This window comes from Methylophaga sp. UBA2496, from assembly GCF_002341635.1.
Taxonomy (GTDB): Bacteria; Pseudomonadota; Gammaproteobacteria; order Nitrosococcales; family Methylophagaceae; genus Methylophaga.
Window position 1 is genome coordinate 129,640 of the sequence record NZ_DDOK01000003.1, and the last position, 20,962, is coordinate 150,601.

Genomic DNA, 20,962 nt, shown 5'->3' on the forward strand with positions numbered 1-20,962 from the left:
CTAGTTGAAAATAAAAATATAACCATTTCAACAAACAATCATGACGATGGTGTTGTAAAAAAGTAACTTCACGATCTTGTTCCTTCAAAGGATTTTTAACAAGTGGAGTTATTGAACGCATGCTGATGTATAATCTATGTTTGCGTATTTGGAGGACAGCAATCAGTGTGTGGAATAGTCGGTGGTATTGCTGAGCGAAATGTAGCCCCTATATTAATGGAAGGGTTACGCAGGCTGGAGTATCGAGGCTACGACTCTTCCGGAGTTGCTTTACTGGATGCTGATGCCAATATTCATCGTGTCAGATCGCTGGGTAAAATCAAGCAGCTCGAAGCCAAGATTGATGCGGAAAACAGCAGCTTCGCTGGCCAAATGGGCATAGCACACACTCGCTGGGCAACACACGGCATACCTTCTGAAAATAATGCGCATCCGCATATATGCAATCATCGTGTTGCCGTTGTTCATAACGGTATTATTGAAAATTACCAGGTTTTAAAGCAGCAACAGGTTAATCAAGGCTATCGCTTTACCTCTGAAACAGATACCGAAGTTGTTGCGCATTCAATTTACCAATATTTATATGGTGAGGCCTCACCATCGGCCAAACGCACTAATCTGTCTCTGTTTGATGCAGTAGTCGAAGCCATTCAAGACTTTGAAGGTGCTTATGCGTTAGGTGTCATTGCCACTGATGAGCCAAACACACTGATAGCTGCCCGTAAAGGCAGCCCGTTAGTGATTGGTATCGGTATTGGCGAACATTTTATTGCTTCTGATGTATCGGCTTTACTACCAGTGACCCAAAACTTTATTTTTCTGGAAGATGGCGATGTGGCCAAACTGACACGGGAAAGCATTGAAATATATAGCTCTGTGACCGGTGAGAAAGTTGAACGCCCTATCAAACAATCTTCATTAAATATTACCGCGGTTGAGCTGGGTGAACACCGTCACTACATGCACAAAGAGATATTTGAACAGCCTCAAGCGGTTATCGATACTTTGGAAGGGCGAGTCACTCAGGATCAAGTGCTTGTGTCCACTTTTGGCCCTGGTGCTGAATCCATTTTCAAAAGTATTGAACGAATTCATATTATTGCCTGTGGTACCAGTTATCATGCCGGCATGGTGGCAAAATACTGGGTAGAAGATATTGTACGTCTGCCTTGCCAGGTTGAAGTAGCCAGTGAATTTCGTTACCGAAACCCGGTAATTGAAGACAACACCTTATTTGTAACTATAAGCCAATCTGGAGAAACAGCAGATACATTGGCAGCCCTCCAACAGATCAAAGCCCATGGGGCAGAAAGCCCAGAAGCTTTTGCCTTAAAAAATATTCCAACATTATCCATCTGCAATGTCGCCGAAAGCAGCCTGACCCGTGAGGCTGACCTCTGTTACCTTACCCATGCAGGTCCTGAAATCGGTGTCGCTTCAACCAAATCGTTTACCACGCAGTTAGTGGCATTAGCTTTATTATTAACGTGTATTGGCAAAGTCAAAAAACGCATTACCCGTGAGCGGGAAAAACATATCACCCAAGGCCTGCAAAAACTACCGAACCTGATTCAAAATGCATTAATGCATGAGCAGGAAATTCAGGATATTGCTCAGGACTTTGCAGATAAACAGCATGCGCTGTTCTTGGGAAGAGGAACGATGTACCCGATTGCACTTGAAGGTGCTTTAAAACTCAAGGAAATCAGTTATATTCATGCTGAAGCCTATCCAGCAGGCGAGCTGAAACATGGACCATTAGCCTTAATTGATGAAAATATGCCGGTGATTGCCATCGCGCCATTGGATGATTTGCTGGAAAAGCTCAAATCCAATCTCCAGGAAGTGAAGGCGCGTGGTGGTCAGATGATTGTATTCGAAGATGAACGCTCGGATATCAGCTCTGAATCAGGCTTTAAGGTCGTGAAAGCCACCACCAATGTTGGTCGTATCACCGCTCCAATAACTTACAACATTTTACTTCAGCTTCTTAGCTACCATGTTGCACTGATAAAAGGGACAGATGTTGATCAACCTCGGAATCTGGCGAAATCGGTTACGGTTGAATGAAGTATCCTGTAATTACAATTAAAATTAAGTAGAGATTTAAATGAACAAAGTTGCGTTAATAACTGGTATCACCGGCCAGGATGGGGCCTATCTGGCAGAGTTATTATTAGAAAAAGGTTATGAAGTGCATGGTATCAAACGCCGTGCTTCACTGTTTAATACAGATCGCGTTGATCATCTTTATCAGGATCCGCATGTCGATAATAAAAATTTCATTTTGCACTACGGTGATTTGACTGACTCTACCAATCTGATTCGAATTATCCAGCAGGTTCGGCCTGATGAAATCTATAACCTTGCCGCAATGAGTCATGTGGCTGTCAGTTTTGAAACTCCGGAATATACTGCAAATGCTGATGGAATTGGCACATTAAGGATTCTGGAAGCAATTCGTATTCTTGGTCTGGAAAAAAAAACCAAGTTCTATCAGGCTTCAACTTCAGAGCTTTATGGTTTGGTACAGGAAACTCCACAGAAAGAAACAACACCATTTTATCCACGTAGTCCTTATGCTGTTGCCAAATTATATGGCTACTGGATTACGGTGAATTATCGCGAAGCGTATGGCATCTATGCCTGTAATGGCATTTTGTTTAATCATGAAAGCCCAATCCGTGGCGAAACTTTTGTAACTCGCAAAATTACCAGAGCATTAGCTCGCATTAAATTAGGCTTACAAGATTGTCTTTATCTGGGCAACCTTGATGCACTCCGTGACTGGGGACATGCCAAGGATTATGTTGAGATGCAGTGGTTAATGCTGCAGCAGGATCAGCCAGAAGACTTTGTCATCGCAACAGGTGTGCAATACAGCGTTCGTGATTTTGTTGATACCGCCGCAAAAGAACTGGATATTACGATTCGCTGGGAGGGTAAAGGCGTTGATGAAAAAGGGTATGACGCTGAAGGCAAATGTATTGTCCAGGTGGACCCACGTTATTTCCGTCCCACAGAAGTCGAAACCTTACTAGGTGACCCAACTAAAGCCAAAGAAAAACTTGGCTGGACACCTAAAATTTCCTTTGAAGAACTTGTAACAGAAATGGTACTTGAAGATTACAAATCTGCAGAACGTGATGAGTTAGTTAAAAAACATGGTTTTACCGCTTACGACTACCATGAATAAAACAGACAAAATATATATTGCAGGTCACCGTGGCTTAGTCGGATCAGCGCTGGTTCAAAACTTGGAAGGTAAGGGGTTTACTAATCTGCTTAAAAGAACACATGCCGAATTGGATTTGACCGATGAAAATGCTGTAGCCGAGTTCTTCAAGGCTGAAAAACCAGATTATGTTTTTCTTGCGGCAGCAAAAGTTGGTGGTATTCATGCCAACAATAGTTATCCTGCCGAGTTTATTCGTGACAACTTGGCCATTCAGAATAATGTGATACATCATGCGTATCTGAATAATGTAAAACGTTTATTGTTTTTGGGGTCGAGTTGCATCTATCCTAAAAATGCACCACAACCACTTAAAGAAGAGTATCTCCTTACAGGCCCCTTAGAAGAAACTAACCGCCCGTATGCACTTGCTAAAATTGCCGGAATTGAAATGTGTTGGAGCTACAACCGACAATATGGCACACAGTTCCTGGCAGCAATGCCGACCAATCTTTATGGCCCCGGTGATAATTATGATCTTAGTAACTCTCACGTACTACCAGCTTTAATCCGTAAATTTCATCTCGCAAAGTTAGCAGGAAAAGGGGATGAAAAGGGCATCTTGGCTGATGAAAAAATGCATGGCCAAATTTCTGAACCTCTCAGGACAAACCTTCTTCAATCTTGTAAAACGAATCATACCCCCGAGGTTACGGTTTGGGGGACAGGCAATCCCAGACGAGAGTTCATGTACAGCGGGGATATGGTTGATGCCTGTGTGTATTTAATGAATCTGCCAGAGGATCAATTCGTTTCACTAACAGCAGCCGGCCGAAACAATGGATTAGCACCCGTTGTAAATATTGGTGTGGGAGAAGATGTTACGATTTCTCAGCTAGCTTTGTTGATTAAGAAAGTGGCTGGTTTTAATGGGAAACTTGCTTTTGATACAACCAAACCAGATGGTACATCACAAAAGCTTATGTCTGTAGAGCGATTAAATCAGCTTGGTTGGAAAAAAAATGCCAATTTAGAACAGCATTTATCAAAGTTATACCAAGATTATCAGACCAGACATACTGAATTTGAAGGTGAACTTTGAGCGCCAGCCCATCCAAACCCAAACTCCAGGCTAAACTCAAATTTCGCGATATCAACAAAGTATGGGATTTGTTGCCGGAAAAAAAGAAACCCAGAGCTATTGGATTACTTTTGTTGATGGTGATTGGAATGCTCCTTGAAATGATTGGTGTCGGCCTGATCCTGCCAATCATGGCAGTTATTGCTGATCCGGATGCAGCCTCACAATACCCGATTGTAAAATCAACCCTTCAGAGTTTTGGCAATCCATCACATAAAACATTGATGATTGCTGCAATGTTGTTTCTGCTTGTGATTTATATATTAAAAAATACCTATCTGACTTTTCTGGCATGGAGGCAATCCCGGTTTGTCTTTGAAACGCAAGCAGATATGGCAAAGGATTTATTTAGCCGCTATCTGTATCAGCCCTACACATTTCATTTGCAACGCAACTCTGCAGATTTAATAAATAACCTTCAGGTGGAATTAAACTTGTTCATGAACTATATGCTCAACCCGGGCATGCTGTTGATTGCAGAATCTTTGGTTATTTTGGGGCTTTTAGGTTTATTGTTATATTTTGAGCCTATTGGGGCAATCACAGTGTTTTTGGTGTTTTTTATTGCTGGTGGTGTTTACCAGTGGCTAACCAAGCGAAGAATTATTTCCTGGGGTAAGCAAAGACAGCACCATGAAGCCTTACGTATGAAACACGCACAGCAGGGCATTGGCGCTATAAAGGATGTCAAGGTGTACGGGAAAGAAGCGTTCTTTTCAACGGAGTATGCCGGACATACCGAGCAAAGCCTTAAAATGCATCAGCGAAACTCGTTTGTACAAAATCTCACCCGACTATGGTTAGAGACTTTGCTAATAGCAGGGTTGAGTTTATTGTTTATTGGTATGGTGTATCAAGGAAAAACGGTTAGTGAGGTTGTACCGATTCTGGCTCTTTTTGGTGCCGTATCATTTAGATTAATGCCTTCTGTTAATCGTATTGTGTCATCAGTCAATTTATTGCGTTTCGGGACAGCAATTACCGATATTATTTACAGAGAATTTGAAACATCGGTCGCTGATAAATATCAACCTGAGACCAAACCATTAGTTTTTAAACAGAGTGTTTTTCTCGAAGAAATTGCCTATAGCTATCCATTCGCAGATCGTAAGGCTCTGAGTAATATCACTATAAACATTGAAAAAGGACAAATGGTCGGCTTTATCGGTGAGAGTGGCTCGGGTAAAAGTACACTCATTGATATCATTATGGGTGTACTTATGCCTGATGAAGGGCAAATAAAAGTTGATGCTCAGCCAATTACAATTGATAACCTACGATCATGGCAAGGTATGATTGGTTATGTACCCCAATCTATTTACTTAACTGACGATACTTTAAGACGCAATATTGCTTTTGGAATTAAAGATGATGAAATCAATGATGCTTCAGTTATAAGAGCGCTTAAAGCAGCACAGTTAGAGTCATTAATAGATGAACTTCCTGAGGGTATAGAAACTTTATTAGGTGAACGAGGGGTAAGGCTGTCTGGCGGACAACGACAGCGTATTGGTATTGCAAGAGCGCTTTATCATGATCCCGAGATACTCATACTTGACGAGGCAACGAGTGCACTTGATATGGAAACTGAGATAGATGTTATGAATGCTGTCAGTCGTCTTCATGGTGAAAAAACTATCCTAATCATTGCTCATCGCCACTCCACTCTCCAGAATGCTGACCAAGTCTTTTCGATGAATCAAGGAAGGCTTATTTCAACGAGTTTGGGTTCAGGAAATTAATATGATTTATGTTATTGGCGATAGTCACACGCGCAGTTTTGCGAATAACCATAATTTTTTCCCATTGTTTATTGGTCCAGGCAAAGAGATGTGTTTTATAAGCGATGCTCATCTTAATGAATTAAAAAAGAGAGTTAGTGCCGCCCTTAAGAATCTGGAAGATAATGCCCCAGTTTTATTTGTACTTGGAGAGCCGGATACTCGTTACTATTTAGGCAAAGGGTGGACGCCTTGGGAGCCTGTAACCTCTGAAGAGATTGCTGAGCCTTTTGAACTCTTGAGTCGAAGTGCACAAAGGTATGGAGATTTTCTCACATGGGCCAAAAAAAATTTTAATATACAAATCCTTGTATTTAACATTACTCCTTCCGAACGAATTCAACAAAATAAATATGTAGACTGCTTTAATAAAAAATTAAGAATTATCTGTAGCAACAATAAAATACCTTTTATCGATATCATGGAAGATATTATGAATCATGATTCTATCAAATCTCAATTTATGGCAGATGTTGTTCATCTTGATTTAAGTGTTCAGCCTCTGATAGAAGAAAAAATTAAACAGGCTGGTTTTGAACTTGATGTTTCAGAGCATGTTTATCATAGAAACTCTAAAACGCTTCAGTCAGATTTTTTATATGATGAAAGGTTTTCGTGTTTTACATATCAACCAGATAGTAAGTCATCATTTAAGAAATTATTTTCGAAATTCAGAGGTTTACTGAAGTCGGTAAAAGGCAATGCAAATGCAAAGTTATGATTTTACGTGCTCACAAGATATTGATTCGGCAGTTAAAAACATGCGTAATTTTGGAATTACACATGTTCCTAACTTTATATCCGAAGGTGAACTTGGATTAATAAATACAGAATTCGAAAAAATTCTCATTAATCCATCGAAAGCTATTATTTCTCAAAGTGGCCATCCGATGAATCCTGATGGTCGAACCGCAAGATTTTCTCCATGGCACAATGATGCATTGACCGATTTCCCTGAGATTACAAAGCTGTTTCGTAATGACTTTTTGAAAAAAATCGCAGAAGCCTACTTTGCACCACATGAAATAGATTTTAATGATGAGGTTTTTGCAACGCACGAAAAACCAGCTGAAACTCCAATTCTTCCATGGCATTTTGACAGGATGCAGTCGATCAAATTTTGGTTTTACTTAACGGATACAACTAAAGAAAATGGTGCTTTTGAGTATTGCCCCAGCACACATTGGGAAGGGCATTATCGAGCGGGATTTCATCTCTCTCAAGGTTGTGGAGTAGAGGATATTCCGAATGATATTGATGAGTCGTTAATAAGAAACCCTGTATCACTTGAATTGAAAGCCGGGGATCTATTGATATTTGATTCCGATGGTTTCCATCGAGGTGGCATTGTTCAACCTGATCAAGAAAGACGCGTGCTCAGAGGACATACACACCCTAAAAATCTACGACGCTATAGTGACAAACCCTTATCAGCTGGCTGGTGGTTAAAATCATTCCTGAACATAAACAAATGGACAGGAAATGCCTCAAAAAGAATCCTTGGTGATCAAGTGCAGGATCACACCTTAAATCGTAAAAAACATAAAAATTAACTTCTAAATCAGGATATGTAGTTTTTGATAATGGATATAAAAATAATCGCAGAAATCGGCATTAATCACGATGGTGATGCCGATAAGGCAATGGATCTTATAAAAGCAGCCTCCAATGCCGGTGTATGGGGAGTCAAGTTTCAATATCGGAACCTTGAAAATGCCTATGCTGATGATGCGAAACAAATTGGCGATGAGATGTTGCTGACGGAAATTCGTCGGAATTACCTTTCACCAGATACTATATTGTCACTAACAGGACAGGGCAAACAGCTCGGGCTTGCAGTTGGGATTAGTTTCTTTGATACGCAGGATATGCTCGACTTTAATGATGATTTAGCGTCCTTTGACTTTTTCAAAGTGCCTTCAGTTGAATTATCAAATATTGAACTTGTTAATAGCATGTTGAGATTGGACAAGCCGGTTTATCTGTCGCTGGGTTGTCACAATGAAGCAGAGATCGATGATGCCATCAGTCAATTCAAGGGTGATAATTGGCTTGCCCTTCATTGCGTATCCAACTATCCGGTATCGCTGACAAATTCCCGTTTAGGCTATCTACAGCACATGGCGAATAAATGGCAACGTCCATTTGGCTACTCAAGCCATGACAATGACTGGGAAGTGACATTAATTGCAATGTCTATGGGAGCTACAGTTATCGAGCGGCATATAACCTTTGATAAAGATGCGAATGGGCTGGATCACACCACAAGTTCAACCCCGGACGAATTTTCTCGCATGGCGATGTTCGCAGACCATATCGGATTACTGATGGCGGGGAATGGTCCACGAGTTGCCAACCAAGGGGAACTCCTTAATTTGCAAAATCTTGGTCGTAGCTTTTATGCAAAACAGGCTATTAGCGCCGGGGAAATAATTAAACCAGAGCAGTTAGTTTTCCGCTCCCCCAGAGTTGGTCTGGGGCAAAATGAGATACAACCTTTTCTGAAACACCCTACAGTTCGGGAGGTAACGCCCGGGCAAGTATTAAGTCGTTCTGTTTTTGAAAAAACACCTCCAGTATCTGACACCGCTATAGATTTTGCACGTAGCCGGAAAATTGCCATTCCAGTTAGATTGCATGATTTGGCTGGCATTGAGCAAAAATTTCCGGTGGGTGCTTATGAGTTTCATTTATCCTATGGCGAAGTTCTATCTGAGGTAGATGCAAAACAATACAATGCTGATAATCGATACAGCATTCATTTGCCCGATTACATCAATTCTACTCAGCTGATGGACCCATTCTCGGCAGATGCATTACAAGCAGAGCAAAGCCAGAATATCCTCCAGCGAACAGTCGATTTAGCTGATGCACTACAGCAACATACAGGGCAGCATGTACCAATCGTAGGAAGCTTCTCTGTTGTGCATGAATCTATTGAACAGTTTTATCAGCAGCACTCGCAGTTAATAGAGGGGTTTCGAAAACAAGGCGTTTCCATTCTTCCCCAGTGGTTACCTCCCATCGCATGGTATTTTGGTGGTTCTGTCAAACTGGAAGCCGTAAATCAACCCAGAGACGTTGAGTTAATTGAACGGTACCAATTACCGATATGCATGGATGTTTGTCATTTATGTATGGGTGACAGTGTGTTTGATTTTGAAGCTACAGAGGTTATTAAAAGACTTTCAGGTTTTATTCAGCATGTACATATTGCAGATGCTGCCGGAATTGATGGTGAAGGACTTCATTTTGGTGAAGGGGACACAAAAAACATGCCGGCAATTAGCTCTGTAATGGATTTGGACTGTATGAAGGTCATTGAAGTCTGGCAAGGACATCTTGATGAAGGAGCCGGGTTTGCAAAGGCATTAAACAGATTAGCCGAGTTGTTTGATGATTAACTATAAGACAGCACTGATCATTGGGGCAACAGGACAGGATGGAGCGCATCTGGCTCAGCATCTATCGACTGCCGGATGGACAGTCTATTGTGGGTTTCGCAGAGGTTCAGCATCAAAAACCTGGCGATTACATCACCTGAATATTCTCGACAAGGTTAAGTTAGTCAATATCAATATTGATGAACCGTTTAACTTGAATGATGTTCTGAAATCTATTCAACCAGCACATATTTATCACTTTGCCGGCGAGAGTTTTGTTGCGGATTCTTTTATTCATCCCGTGACAACACTTCAGGCCAACACGTTAGGTACGCTGAATGTGCTGGAAGCTATCCGGCACACTGTGCCGGAAGCCAGATTGTTTTTTGCTTCAAGCTCTGAGGTGTTTGGTCCGGCTGCACCCAATACGTTACTTAGTGAGGAAAGCCGGCTTAAACCGGCGAATCCTTATGGTATATCCAAACTTACTGCTCAAGAGTTAGTTCGGATGTACCGCGAGACATATAATCTTCATGCTTCAGTTGGCATTTTATTCAATCATGAAGGGCCATTACGCGGTCGAAATTTTGTGACGCGGAAAATTTCATTTAACCTGGCTAGATTAAAAATAGATAATGGTATACCTATTGAATTGGGCGCACTATCGTCAGCGAGAGACTGGGGTGCAGCAGAGGATTACACTGCCGCCATGATGAGCTTGTTAGAACAAAAAGAAGCCGATGATTATGTATTTGCGACGGGTAAATTAACAACTGTTAGAGATTTCCTGCGTTTTTCTGCTATTGCAGCCGGATTTGACCCATTGTTTGAAGGTACGGGCGTCGATGAAGTTTGCGTGGATAAATCTTCAGGAATGCCTTTAGCTGTGGTATCAGAACGTTATTTCAGACCTTTCGATACTAGTGCAAGAGCCGGCAATGCTAAAAAATTACTAAACAAAATAAATTGGCAGGGTTCCAGATCGGTTGAAAAAATAGCAACTGAAATGGTATTCACTGATATTGACAGAAGAACAAAAGGAATCACCAATGTATGAACATTTGAAACAGGGGCTGGAAGGTTGTGTTTACACTGTATTCACTCCTTTTGATGAACAGGAAAATATTGATTATGAGTCTCTGGAACGATATCTGAATCATCTCTACATTGGTGGTGCCAGAAAGTTTTATGTAATGGCTTATAACTCACGTTATTCTCAGTTGAAACACTCAGAAATTATGGAATTGAATGAGTTTTGTATAAAACTGCTGAAGCGGCTTGATCCTGAAAACATTGTGGTGGTTGGTGATCCTATCCATTGCTCGACCAAAGAAAGTACTGAATTCGCTGTCCATGCAAAAGAAACCGGTGCCGATTTGATCTCATTGATTGTGCGAGAAAAGTATTTCAATGATGAACAGATCTTGGATCATTTTGCTGAAGTCGGCCGAAATTCAAATATGCCTATCCTGGTACATGAAATGCCATTTTTATCAGGTTATGACGGTACTCAAATGCATTGGCCGCATTCATTATTCAGAAAACTGCCCAGTATCCCTGAAATCGTGGCGTTGAAAGAAGATGCAAAAGATTTTGAAACTACTTGTCTGGCTCTGGAACTTGAGCCGCGCATACGGGTAGTGATTGCAGGACGTAAATCAACATTGATGCAATATAAGCCTTTTGGAGCTAAGTCCTATCTGAATGGGATTTCCATGCTCGATGCCCGTATTGGTGAAGCGTTTTGGCAAGCATGGAAAAATGATGATCAAAAAACAATCGATTTTATTCTGAATCAACTTGAAGCACCGTTCTTTGACCAATGTGCCTCAAAATATGGTTGGCACAGAACAAACAAAGCGTTATTGCAGGCCGCTGGCTTTATGCATCGCCGAGATCGGATGCCTCTGAAACATTTGAACGATACCGAATATCAGGAAGTTGTCACCGTCCATAATCAAGTAGACAAAGCTATCCAGGACTTTTTCAGCTAATGGCTTATGTGGCATTTGTACCCGCTCGATCCGGCTCAAAACGATTACCCGGTAAAAATATAAAAATGCTGGCTGGCAAGCCTCTCGTGGTTCACACATTAGAGGCTTTTGTTAACGCGCAAAAGGTTGATAGGGTTATATTCTCGACTGATTCTCAAGAATATTGGGATATCGCTAATCGCTATATTAAAAGTGATAAACTGGTTCTTGATTATCGTGAACCCGAGCAGGCGGGAGATAAAGTAAAGATTTTTGACTACCTGAAAGACGGTTATCAAAAGATATTCTCAGACCCGAATGATGTATTTTTGATGGGCTTACCTACCGTACCCTTACGTAACTCACAACACATTGACGAAGCAATCGAACTTTTTGAAGAAAAGGGTAAACCGGTTTTTTCTGCAACTGAATATGGATTCCCTATCTCATTTGCATTCTATGATGAGGGGGATCAGTGGACACCTGTTTTTGAACATAGTCCAATGTTGACAGGTAATACACGGAGTCAGGATCAAAAAATTGCTTACCATCCTAATGGTGCAATTTATGTCAGAAAAATCAAGGATTTTCAAAATTCAAAACTATTAACACTTTATCAAAACGCTGTGCCTTATCTGATGAGTCGCACGCATTCAGTGGATATTGATAATCCCATTGACTTTTTAGTCGCAGATGCGATTCTGGCAAGCGGGAACTAAAGTCTCGAATGACAGGAGAGGAAAAATTAACCGCTTTAATGACGGAGTTGTTTGATTGGATTGAACAGCAACAACCAGACTATCTGACTTATAAAAATAATTGTCTGCGTGGAGCATTTGAGCGTTATTTTTATTTTGAAGCTATGGCTAGGCCATATAGCTTACTACCCTTACTCAAGTTCACAAAACCATGGCGTAATTCAGCCAAAGAGTCGGATTTAACCAAAACATTCGATCGGTATTGGGAAAATTCGTCCGAAATTTCGCTTACCAAAAGGCTGTTTACAACCTCTTTACCTTGGTTACGTTTAGGCAGAGATTATTATCGCTCTATCATTTCAAACGTCTTATCTGCCAAATCAGTTAGCAGTACTGAAAAACGACCTATTGGTTTTTTTGCCATAAATTGCCGATTTGTTGATTTCTTCCAACCTTTGGTATCTGAATTTAAATCAACTACATGTCTTTTTTTCTCATCACATCCCATGTTGATTTCTGGAAAAGTAAAAGAACAAGGAGCATGTCCAGCGTTATTGCCAATGCCGAAAGGTTTTTCTTCTGGATTGAGCTTGTCAGTTTGGCATCCATTGTTTCCTGTTTATCTACGTCTATGCATGTTTTTTCAGCAGGCTTATATAGCGCTGCAACAGGAGCGTCCAGAAGTACTTTTATTTGCTGAGGGAACCTCACATTATGATGAGTTAATGGCGAGAGCAGCAAAGCAACTTGAGATTCCAACTATCCGAATTCAGAGTGGGCGCGCAGGGGTGTTACATAGTGGTTATCGAAATATGTGCTTTGATGTGATGCTATGCTGGAGCAATGATTTTGTTGAACGTTACCAGAGTGTGTCGCCAAAACCAGCTTATCATGAGATTGGTAGTCCTTTGCTGGATGAATTTCATCGGCTAAATGAACGAAGAGTAACCACCACAAAACCGAATAGGGTTGTTATATATACTCAGCCCGTGAGTAAACATATTAGTGAGCAGGATTATCTGTTGCTTGTTAAATTTGCAGAAGACTTGCTAAAACGTGATGAAAGAATAGATATCATTGTAAGAAAACATCCTGTTGATAAACATCCTGGCTTTGATGACTTACAGCAAAAGTATCCGCATAGAATTAGTCCGATGAATGCACCGGAGTTTTCGTTAGCTGCAACATTGATAAATACCCAGAGTGCAGTGGGCTTTTTTTCTACAACATTGTCCGAGGCTGCTGCATGTGGTGTTATTCCAGTTATTTTACAACTGGATAAGTCACACAGCGTATATCCCTTTCCAGAAAAACACGGTGCAGCAATTGTTGTTGACTCGGCAGAAGCAGCCGTTGATAAGGTATTGCAAATTCAGCAACAGCCTGAACAATTTGATTCAGTTAGACAGAAAATGCAGATATTTTCACAACGATTCCTTGGACCAAACGATGGTCAGTCGATGCAAAGATTAGTAGGTGTAATCAATCAATACATTGATGGTAAAGCCTATGAATAAAGAAACGACATTCGCCCCAATAATATTGTTTGTTTACAACCGACCAGAACATACTCGTAGAACTGTAACTTCGTTATTAAAAAATCCTCAAGCCGAAATGTCTGATTTATTTGTTTTTTCGGATGCAGCAAAGGACAAAAGTGTTGAAGAAACCGTTAGGCAGGTAAGAGAATATATTCGTCAAATTTCCGGTTTTAAAACCGTCACTATTTATGAGCGAGATAGCAACTGGGGTCTGGCAAATTCTGTCATTGATGGTGTAACTCGCATATGTAATGAGTTCGGTAAGGTTGTAGTATTGGAAGATGATTTGCAGGTTTCACCGCATTTTCTGGCGTATATGAATACAGGGCTTGATAAGTATGAGCACGATGAACAAGTCATGCAGATAGCCGGTTATATGTTTCCTGTCGATATTCAATCTAACGAAGATGCTTTGTTTCTACCTCTGACATCCTCTTGGGGGTGGGCGACGTGGCAAAACTCATGGGAAAAATTTGATAAAACAGCTAGTAGTTTCAACACTATAAAAAATAATCCTGACCTGAAAAAGCAGTTTAATTTGGATGGACGCTACCCATACTTTAAAATGCTTGAAGCCCAAAAAAAGGCTAAGGTTGATTCATGGGCAATACGTTGGTACTTGAGTGTGTTTATAAAAAATGGGCTGGTACTGTACCCTAGAAAAAGTTTGGTTGAGAACTCAGGGTTTGATGGTAGCGGTGTAAATTGTGTGGTTAGCGGATTTGATGATACGCCTATTGACGCGACGTTTGAGGTAAAAACGTTTCCTGCTAATAGTGTGACTTCTCCCTTTTTTGATGAACTAATTAAAAAGCTTCCCAAACCAAAGTTCAGCATTAAAGCGTTTCTAAGTCGATTAATTAAGCCTTTCAAGGTATAAACATGCGTAAGCTTATAAAAAAAATATATCACTCTACCTGTAGTTGGATGTATCCACTATTTGGAAAAAAACCATGGAAGCTAGGTTATGTTCCTTACAAATTTTCATCTATCAATACTGCTATCAATGATCCACTTCTCGATATAACAAGATTGCCAGATGGTTATGGCTTTAGGCTTGATGAGAGGGTTGTTGAATATCTGTGGTTTTTCCAGTCTTTGCCACATTCAGCAGGAAGAATCCTTGATGCCGGTTCGATCCTCAACTATTCGTTTCTTCTCGATCATAAAAAACTACAGAATAAGAATTTATTTATATCAACCTTGGCACCAGAGCAGGATGCCTTCTGGAACAAAGGGGTTTCATATATCTATGAAGATTTGAGAAACACCTGTTTCAGAAATGATTATTTTGACTGGATCACGAGTCTTTCGACTATTGAACATATCGGTCTGGATAATACAATGCTATATACCAGTGATGAAGCAAAGCGTGAGAGTGATGGAGACGGTTATCTTGCTGCAATAAAAGAGTTTCATCGAATTCTTAAGCCAGGTGGAAAATTATTTCTCAGTGTTCCATTCGGTGAGCACAAAGTGCGTGGTTGGTTTCAGATATTTAACGGTGAAATGGTGGACAGTATCAAGGCAACTTTCTCACCGACGGAAATAAAAGAAAACTACTTTCAGTATCATGAAAGCGGATGGGTTAATTCTTCACGTGAACTTGCCAGTGATGCCACTTATTTTGATATTCATACCGAAAAAGATTACGGCACTGACTATGCTGCCGCATCACGTGCAGTTGTATGTTTAGAACTTACAAAATAGCTTTAAAAGCTTTTATCAGAAAGCTTTTACAGTTTAGGGAATTCACTGGAGCAGCCAGTGTTGTGCTTTATCCCTCGGCAAAAATTATCAACATACCAGGAAAACCAGAATTAATTTCAATTGGTTCAAATAGTCATGTTCTGGGGGAGCTTTTGGTGTTTGCCCATGGAGGAAAAATTGTTGTTGGAGACGATTGTTATGTGGGAGAAGGTTGTAGGATTTGGTCGGCTGGCCGTATCTCCATCGGCAACAGGGTGTTAATTTCACATAATGTCAATATTTTTGATAACCATACCCATCCAATACGCGCCTCAGAAAGACATGAGCAATTCATGAATATTGCAAGCGTTGGTCATCCATCTTCAATAGACCTTGATGAGTCTCCGGTTATGATAGCTGATGATGTTTGGGTTGGTGCAATGGCAACAATCTTAAAGGGTGTAACCGTTGGTGAAGGTGCTATCGTCGGAGCTGGAGCCGTGGTGACTAAAGATGTGCCACCGTGGACTATTGTTGCTGGCAACCCAGCCAAAATAATCAGAGAGATAGGACCCGATGAGCGATAAAACCTTTGTCTCCTGGGAGGCGGCAGTCTCATGGTTAATGAATCAACCGGATAAACAACAATTAGTTCGGGATTGTTATTATGATCCATCCGTCCAGCAAGCTGCGGAGAGATATTATAATAGCCCGGAGTGGCAAGCTATAAGCCGATATGTTCCAGATTCAAAAGGTTTTGCAATGGACCTTGGGGCAGGACGTGGGATAGCCAGTTATGCTTTAGCTCGTGATGGCTGGCAAGTAGCCGCGTTAGAACCAGATAGCAGCGAGCTTGTTGGAGCTGGCGCAATCAAAACGCTTGCTTTGGAGAACAACCTGCCTATATCTGTCTCTCAGGAATTTGGCGAGAGAATTAATTTTGATGCAAATACATTTGAGCTGGTTTTTGCCCGACAAGTATTGCATCATGCAAATGATCTTGAACAGTTATGTGCAGAATTATTCCGTGTCTTAAAGCCAGGAGGCAGTTTAATAGCCGTTAGAGACCATGTGATTTCATCAAAAAAAGATTTAGCTGCATTTTTTGATGTGCATCCATTACATTCATTATATGGTGGTGAGAATGCCTACACATCTCATGAGTATCTTGTCGCACTGAAAAAAGCTGGATTTAAGGTTAAACGCGTTCTCCGTTCTTTCGATAGTGTTATTAATTTCGCCCCTTACACAGAAGCATCGCTGAAAGCTGAAATTCAACAGAGGATCAGTAAAATACCATTGTTTGGCAAGCTATCACGCATCCTTAATATTGATATTCTTTATCGTAGTCTGCTTCGTTGTCTTTCGTTTGTAGATAGACGACCTGGCAGGTTATATTCATTTGTCTGCTTCAAGCCCGAGGAGCAGTAATGACTACAGTTTGGATTACAGGTGGGAAGGGATTTATAGGTCGCAATCTAGCCAAATTTATCGCGAAGAAAAATGCAACAGTTTACGGAATTGGACATGGGTTTTGGACGGATGATGACTTTAGAACCTGGGGATTTAGTCATTGGCTAAATGCTGAAATAGACTTTGCAGGAATGAATCAGCTGGTTTCTGATTTTGGTAAACCTGATATTATTTTTCATCTTGCTGGCGGTTCAGCTGTTGGTTCATCAATACAAAATCCTTACGAAGATTTTCAACGCACAGTAGATACCACCGCACGCCTTTTGGAGTGGGTGAGGCAGAGCTCTCCAGCGAGCCGAGTGGTAGGTGCATCCAGTGCTGCGGTATATGGTTCGGCATTCAACGGTCCCATCTTAGAGCAAGACATCGGTAAGCCTTTTTCACCCTATGGTTACCACAAATGGATGCTGGAGTCCTTATTCAGTTCTTATCGTGATAGTTTTGGTTTAGACCTTGCTGTTATCAGATTATTTTCTGTTTATGGAACGGGGTTGGAAAAACAGCTGTTGTGGGACTTATGCCAAAAAATTGAAAAGTCAGACTCAAATGCAATTACGTTAAATGGAACTGGGAGTGAAGTTCGAGACTGGATACATATTTCCGATGCCTCACAGTTACTTTGGTTATTGGCGAATAAATCATTAAATGAAATTACTGTGGTCAATGGTGGCACGGGGATAAGCACTTCTATAGCTGAAATTGCATCGCTGGTGTGTAGCCAGTGGGGACAAAATCATAGTGTTAAATTTAGCGGCATTTCTCGTAAGGGCGACCCTAAAAGTTTAGTTGCTGATATTTCGTTGGCTAATGAGTTGGGTTTCTCACCCAGGGTATTATTACAGCAAGGCATATCTGAAGTAGTGAGCTGGTACAAAGCGAGAAACTTGGCTTGAAACATCGTGTAGCCTTTACGCTAATCGGCGGACATGCGTGGATGGGGGGCTTAAATTATCAAGTGAATCTGATCAGTGCATTATTAGAATTTGAAAACCAGAGAGTCGAACCGATTTTATTTCTGGGTGATGATGTTGCAATAGATGTGCTGGAGAGGTTTAATGCACTTGATGGGCTGAAAATTGTTCATTCTCAGGAGTTTAATCGTTCCCACAAAAATCGGCGTCTTCTCAAAGCTATTGTGACTGGTTGTGATACTGATGCACTGGCAGTATTTAAGGTACATGAGATCGATGTGGTATTTGAGGCTGCTGATTTTTATGGCTGGCACTTTAATATACCAACAATTGCATGGATTCCAGATTTACAGCATCGTAAACTTAGGCAGTATTTTGGTTTTTTTGCATTCTGGAAAAGAGAGATCGGTTTTCGCATGCAAGTTTATGCGAAACGTCACATCATGCTTAGCAGTCTCGATGCAGCAAAGGACTTCCAACAGTTTTATAAATTACCGAATGAGCGCCTGCATGTGGTTAATTTCAGTGTGCCAGTTCGCCCGATAAAGTTTGATTTTGAAGTTTTATTAGCAAAATATAATCTACCCAGGCATTTTTTCTATTTACCCAACCAGTTCTGGCAGCATAAAAATCATGAGTGCGTCATAAAAGCCTTAGGTATTGCTAAACGTGAGGGCAAAGAGATTATCGTTGCGGTATCTGGTAATCATGAAGATTCACGTGATCCGGATTATTTTCCAAAGTTGTTATCACTTATTGCCGCGGAATCAGTCGAGGACAATTTTCGTGTCTTGGGAATGATCCCTTATGACGATGTTCAGGCTCTAATGTTAAGTGCTGCCGCACTTATTAATCCATCACGATTTGAAGGCTGGAGTACTACTGTTGAAGAGGCCAAATCACTTGGAGTCGAAATGCTTTTATCGGACATAAATGTTCATCGCGAACAAGCAGAACAAAATGCCCTTTTTTTTGAACAGGATAAGCCAGCACAGTTAGCAGAACAAATGATTACATTATCAAGTATTTCGATTGATAAACGTATCGAAGATATGAAACAAGCAGCTGAACGCTCAAGAACATTTATGTCGCTCTTTGCGATGAAATTCACAACTGTAGTTGAGGCAGCCGCCAAAAGTTTATGAAAATTTCAATTATCACTGTCTGTTTTAATAGTGCCAAAACCATCTCTGACACAATTCGTTCTGTAGCAAATCAGGAGTATCCTGATATAGAACATATTATCGTTGATGGTGGATCGACAGATGGCACGGTCAAACTTATTGACAATGCTTCTAGCATTGCTCGTTATGTTTCAGAGCCTGATAAGGGCATTTATGATGCAATGAATAAGGGTATCGCTATGGCCACTGGAGATGTTGTAGGAATTTTGAATGCTGATGATTTTTATACATCCATTCATGTTGTTTCCAGTATTGCAGAAGTGTTTAAAAACCCCACTATTGATGCCTGTTATGCAGATCTTGTTTATGTTGATCAAACCGATATCAATAAAGTTGTTCGTTATTGGAGATCTGAGGCGTTTATATCGGGTGCTTTTAAACGTGGCTGGATGCCGCCACATCCAACCTTCTTTTGTCGAAAGTCCGTCTATGAAGAAAATGGAAATTTTGATTTGAATTACAAAATTGCATCAGATGTAGAGTTACTTTTCAGATTTCTTGAGGTTAAGAAAATACGATTTATGTATCTACCTGAGCTGATAATAAAGATGCGTTTGGGAGGGACAACAAATAAAAATTTAAAAAATATCATTTTCCAAAATAAAGAAGTTTTGAGATTTCTTGACGACTATTATGGAAGAGTAAGCCGATTACATTTTTTCTATTGTAAAATTTCAAATCGTTTAAAACAATTTATTTTTAAGCCTAAAGATTAGATGATTGATTCAGAAATGAAGCAGGATTATGGATTATGGTTTGTGTATGTTATGCATTTATATGTCATGTTCAGGCCAAGCGAGATTATAGTCTTCAATACATTCTATCCCATTTATTTATTGGCTTTATTGGTAATCGCATTAAATGTAAAAAAATTACACTTATTGCTTTCAGATAGAGCACTAAATATTATCTTTATTTTAATATTTTCCTTGTTGCTTCTATCAGTTTTTAATTCATATGTACATGATTTTTATGATCGAAAATTGTTGTTCAATTGGCTTGCATGGCTTGTTGTGCTTGTTGCGGTAATTTTGTCTTATCAAGGCTCTAATAAAAATTATAAGGGTCTAGAGCTTTTGGCTAAATTAGTATTACTAATTCAGCTATGCATCTCAATTGTTCAGTTATTTAAGCCTGATTTTTTCTCTTTATTTTGGTCAAGTGTTAATACTATGGGGTTGGATAGAGATGTGAGAGTTAGTGGTTCTTTAGGAAATCCCATTCTCTTCTCATATATCGTCACTTATTTAGTGTTAATTGTTATAGCACGGACTGGCCCTTTAAAAAATATTTTTTGGGTGGTTTTGGGGTGTTTACTCATATTAATGTCCGGTTCAAGATCATTAATTATGACGTATCCAATTATTATTGGAGCTTGGTTCTATTTGAGTGATAAAAGTTTATTAAAACGATTATTTTTTAGTTTCATTTGTGCTTCTGTTTTATTTTTATTTAGTTATTATATGTTGTTATCTCTAAAAGAAATATTTGTTTATTCAGCTGAATTGTTCGCTGTTTTTGAGTTTGAGTCCGGTGAAGAAAACTCAAAAGACTTAAGAACTTTTGGTTATAGAATAGATTTCTGGAATGCAGCATTATACGAATTCTTTTCAAGAGATTTTTTATCTGTAATTTTTGGAAAGTCAGGTCCATATCTTTCATCACCACATCATGATCTTATTTATATGCTTAGCCGGTATGGTGCTATTGGATTAATATCCTATCTTGCTTTGAATTTTTGGCTATTAGAGATCGCTCTCAAAAATAAATGTATTGTTGAGGGTCGCTTGCTCTATTTAACTATTCTGATGAGTTTGATTGTCGGTATGGCCAATACAATCGGGGTTGAGATGAGATTGGGAATATTTTCAGCTTTAGTCGCTGGTTTATTATTATCTCGTGGAAAATATTCTAAAGTAATCACCAATGTTGAAATTAAGTCTTCAATTGTGATGAACAATGAAATTCAAAGAGTCAGTTCTAATAAGTCTTTACCTGCTTAGAATTGCACTC

At 40.1% G+C, this 20,962-nt stretch carries 18 protein-coding genes and 1 pseudogene; all 19 read left to right on the forward strand.

What is annotated here, in order from left to right:
• Window positions 1–165 precede the first annotated feature (165 nt).
• The 19 genes and pseudogenes from glmS to B2W60_RS01500 all read left to right on the forward strand — a co-directional run bounded on the left by glmS (window position 166) and on the right by B2W60_RS01500 (window position 20,952).
• Window positions 166–2,070: a glutamine--fructose-6-phosphate transaminase (isomerizing) gene (gene glmS, locus B2W60_RS01410; protein WP_292361478.1), complete on the forward strand. Its 1,905-nt coding sequence runs from the start codon at window positions 166–168 to the stop codon at window positions 2,068–2,070.
• 40 nt (window positions 2,071–2,110) lie between these two features.
• Window positions 2,111–3,196, forward strand: a complete 1,086-nt coding sequence (gene gmd, locus B2W60_RS01415; protein ID WP_292361479.1) for a GDP-mannose 4,6-dehydratase — start codon at window positions 2,111–2,113, stop codon at window positions 3,194–3,196.
• Entirely contained in the window at window positions 3,189–4,277 is a 1,089-nt protein-coding gene (locus B2W60_RS01420; protein ID WP_292361480.1) for a GDP-L-fucose synthase family protein, read from the forward strand. The genes gmd and B2W60_RS01420 overlap by 8 nt, the downstream gene beginning before the upstream one ends.
• Window positions 4,274–6,058 carry an ABC transporter ATP-binding protein gene (locus B2W60_RS01425; RefSeq protein WP_292361481.1) on the forward strand — a complete coding sequence of 595 codons (1,785 nt, stop codon included), beginning with the start codon at window positions 4,274–4,276 and terminating at the stop codon, window positions 6,056–6,058. Before B2W60_RS01420 ends, B2W60_RS01425 begins: the two co-directional genes overlap by 4 nt.
• 1 nt (window position 6,059) lies before the next feature.
• Complete coding sequence (locus B2W60_RS01430) at window positions 6,060–6,818, forward strand: hypothetical protein (protein WP_292361482.1); 759 nt, start codon at window positions 6,060–6,062, stop codon at window positions 6,816–6,818.
• Window positions 6,805–7,650: a phytanoyl-CoA dioxygenase family protein gene (locus B2W60_RS01435; protein ID WP_292361483.1), complete on the forward strand. Its 846-nt coding sequence runs from the start codon at window positions 6,805–6,807 to the stop codon at window positions 7,648–7,650. Before B2W60_RS01430 ends, B2W60_RS01435 begins: the two co-directional genes overlap by 14 nt.
• 30 nt (window positions 7,651–7,680) lie before the next feature.
• Window positions 7,681–9,501 carry an N-acetylneuraminate synthase family protein gene (locus tag B2W60_RS01440; protein ID WP_292361484.1) on the forward strand — a complete coding sequence of 607 codons (1,821 nt, stop codon included), beginning with the start codon at window positions 7,681–7,683 and terminating at the stop codon, window positions 9,499–9,501.
• Window positions 9,494–10,537 carry a GDP-mannose 4,6-dehydratase gene (locus B2W60_RS01445; RefSeq protein WP_292361485.1) on the forward strand — a complete coding sequence of 348 codons (1,044 nt, stop codon included), beginning with the start codon at window positions 9,494–9,496 and terminating at the stop codon, window positions 10,535–10,537. Before B2W60_RS01440 ends, B2W60_RS01445 begins: the two co-directional genes overlap by 8 nt.
• Window positions 10,530–11,474: a dihydrodipicolinate synthase family protein gene (locus B2W60_RS01450; protein ID WP_292361486.1), complete on the forward strand. Its 945-nt coding sequence runs from the start codon at window positions 10,530–10,532 to the stop codon at window positions 11,472–11,474. The genes B2W60_RS01445 and B2W60_RS01450 overlap by 8 nt, the downstream gene beginning before the upstream one ends.
• Window positions 11,475–11,476: 2 nt before the next feature.
• A pseudogene (locus B2W60_RS01455) lies at window positions 11,477–12,172 on the forward strand (acylneuraminate cytidylyltransferase family protein); the annotation flags it as partial.
• Between the two features lie 8 nt (window positions 12,173–12,180).
• Entirely contained in the window at window positions 12,181–13,668 is a 1,488-nt protein-coding gene (locus tag B2W60_RS01460) for a hypothetical protein (RefSeq protein WP_292361488.1), read from the forward strand.
• Window positions 13,661–14,572: a glycosyltransferase gene (locus tag B2W60_RS01465; RefSeq protein ID WP_292361489.1), complete on the forward strand. Its 912-nt coding sequence runs from the start codon at window positions 13,661–13,663 to the stop codon at window positions 14,570–14,572. Before B2W60_RS01460 ends, B2W60_RS01465 begins: the two co-directional genes overlap by 8 nt.
• Window positions 14,573–14,574: 2 nt before the next feature.
• Window positions 14,575–15,402 (forward strand): class I SAM-dependent methyltransferase, encoded by an 828-nt coding sequence (locus tag B2W60_RS01470; RefSeq protein ID WP_292361490.1) that lies wholly within the window; start codon window positions 14,575–14,577, stop codon window positions 15,400–15,402.
• Window positions 15,381–15,968, forward strand: coding sequence for an acyltransferase (locus B2W60_RS01475; protein ID WP_292361491.1), 588 nt, complete (start codon window positions 15,381–15,383; stop codon window positions 15,966–15,968). Before B2W60_RS01470 ends, B2W60_RS01475 begins: the two co-directional genes overlap by 22 nt.
• Window positions 15,958–16,812 (forward strand): class I SAM-dependent methyltransferase, encoded by an 855-nt coding sequence (locus B2W60_RS01480; protein ID WP_292361492.1) that lies wholly within the window; start codon window positions 15,958–15,960, stop codon window positions 16,810–16,812. Before B2W60_RS01475 ends, B2W60_RS01480 begins: the two co-directional genes overlap by 11 nt.
• Complete coding sequence (locus tag B2W60_RS01485) at window positions 16,812–17,747, forward strand: NAD-dependent epimerase/dehydratase family protein (protein WP_292361493.1); 936 nt, start codon at window positions 16,812–16,814, stop codon at window positions 17,745–17,747. Before B2W60_RS01480 ends, B2W60_RS01485 begins: the two co-directional genes overlap by 1 nt.
• Window positions 17,744–18,910, forward strand: a complete 1,167-nt coding sequence (locus B2W60_RS01490) for a glycosyltransferase family 4 protein (protein ID WP_292361494.1) — start codon at window positions 17,744–17,746, stop codon at window positions 18,908–18,910. The genes B2W60_RS01485 and B2W60_RS01490 overlap by 4 nt, the downstream gene beginning before the upstream one ends.
• Window positions 18,907–19,665 (forward strand): glycosyltransferase family 2 protein, encoded by a 759-nt coding sequence (locus tag B2W60_RS01495; RefSeq protein ID WP_292361495.1) that lies wholly within the window; start codon window positions 18,907–18,909, stop codon window positions 19,663–19,665. The genes B2W60_RS01490 and B2W60_RS01495 overlap by 4 nt, the downstream gene beginning before the upstream one ends.
• Window positions 19,666–20,952 (forward strand): O-antigen ligase family protein, encoded by a 1,287-nt coding sequence (locus tag B2W60_RS01500; protein ID WP_292361496.1) that lies wholly within the window; start codon window positions 19,666–19,668, stop codon window positions 20,950–20,952. It begins immediately after the preceding gene.
• Window positions 20,953–20,962: the final 10 nt, after the last annotated feature.

What these genes read in the sequence shown, in the direction of transcription:
- B2W60_RS01465 (WP_292361489.1), top strand. Translation starts at nt 13,661, where the DNA reads ATGAATAAAGAAACGACATTCGCCCCAATAATATTGTTTGTTTACAAC.
- B2W60_RS01420 (WP_292361480.1), top strand. Translation starts at nt 3,189, where the DNA reads ATGAATAAAACAGACAAAATATATATTGCAGGTCACCGTGGCTTAGTC.
- B2W60_RS01445 (WP_292361485.1), top strand. Translation starts at nt 9,494, where the DNA reads ATGATTAACTATAAGACAGCACTGATCATTGGGGCAACAGGACAGGAT.
- B2W60_RS01430 (WP_292361482.1), top strand. Translation starts at nt 6,060, where the DNA reads ATGATTTATGTTATTGGCGATAGTCACACGCGCAGTTTTGCGAATAAC.
- B2W60_RS01475 (WP_292361491.1), top strand. Translation starts at nt 15,381, where the DNA reads ATGTTTAGAACTTACAAAATAGCTTTAAAAGCTTTTATCAGAAAGCTT.
- B2W60_RS01470 (WP_292361490.1), top strand. Translation starts at nt 14,575, where the DNA reads ATGCGTAAGCTTATAAAAAAAATATATCACTCTACCTGTAGTTGGATG.
- B2W60_RS01480 (WP_292361492.1), top strand. Translation starts at nt 15,958, where the DNA reads ATGAGCGATAAAACCTTTGTCTCCTGGGAGGCGGCAGTCTCATGGTTA.
- B2W60_RS01435 (WP_292361483.1), top strand. Translation starts at nt 6,805, where the DNA reads ATGCAAAGTTATGATTTTACGTGCTCACAAGATATTGATTCGGCAGTT.
- B2W60_RS01440 (WP_292361484.1), top strand. Translation starts at nt 7,681, where the DNA reads ATGGATATAAAAATAATCGCAGAAATCGGCATTAATCACGATGGTGAT.
- B2W60_RS01495 (WP_292361495.1), top strand. Translation starts at nt 18,907, where the DNA reads ATGAAAATTTCAATTATCACTGTCTGTTTTAATAGTGCCAAAACCATC.
- B2W60_RS01500 (WP_292361496.1), top strand. Translation starts at nt 19,666, where the DNA reads ATGATTGATTCAGAAATGAAGCAGGATTATGGATTATGGTTTGTGTAT.
- B2W60_RS01460 (WP_292361488.1), top strand. Translation starts at nt 12,181, where the DNA reads ATGACAGGAGAGGAAAAATTAACCGCTTTAATGACGGAGTTGTTTGAT.
- B2W60_RS01450 (WP_292361486.1), top strand. Translation starts at nt 10,530, where the DNA reads ATGTATGAACATTTGAAACAGGGGCTGGAAGGTTGTGTTTACACTGTA.
- gmd (WP_292361479.1), top strand. Translation starts at nt 2,111, where the DNA reads ATGAACAAAGTTGCGTTAATAACTGGTATCACCGGCCAGGATGGGGCC.
- B2W60_RS01485 (WP_292361493.1), top strand. Translation starts at nt 16,812, where the DNA reads ATGACTACAGTTTGGATTACAGGTGGGAAGGGATTTATAGGTCGCAAT.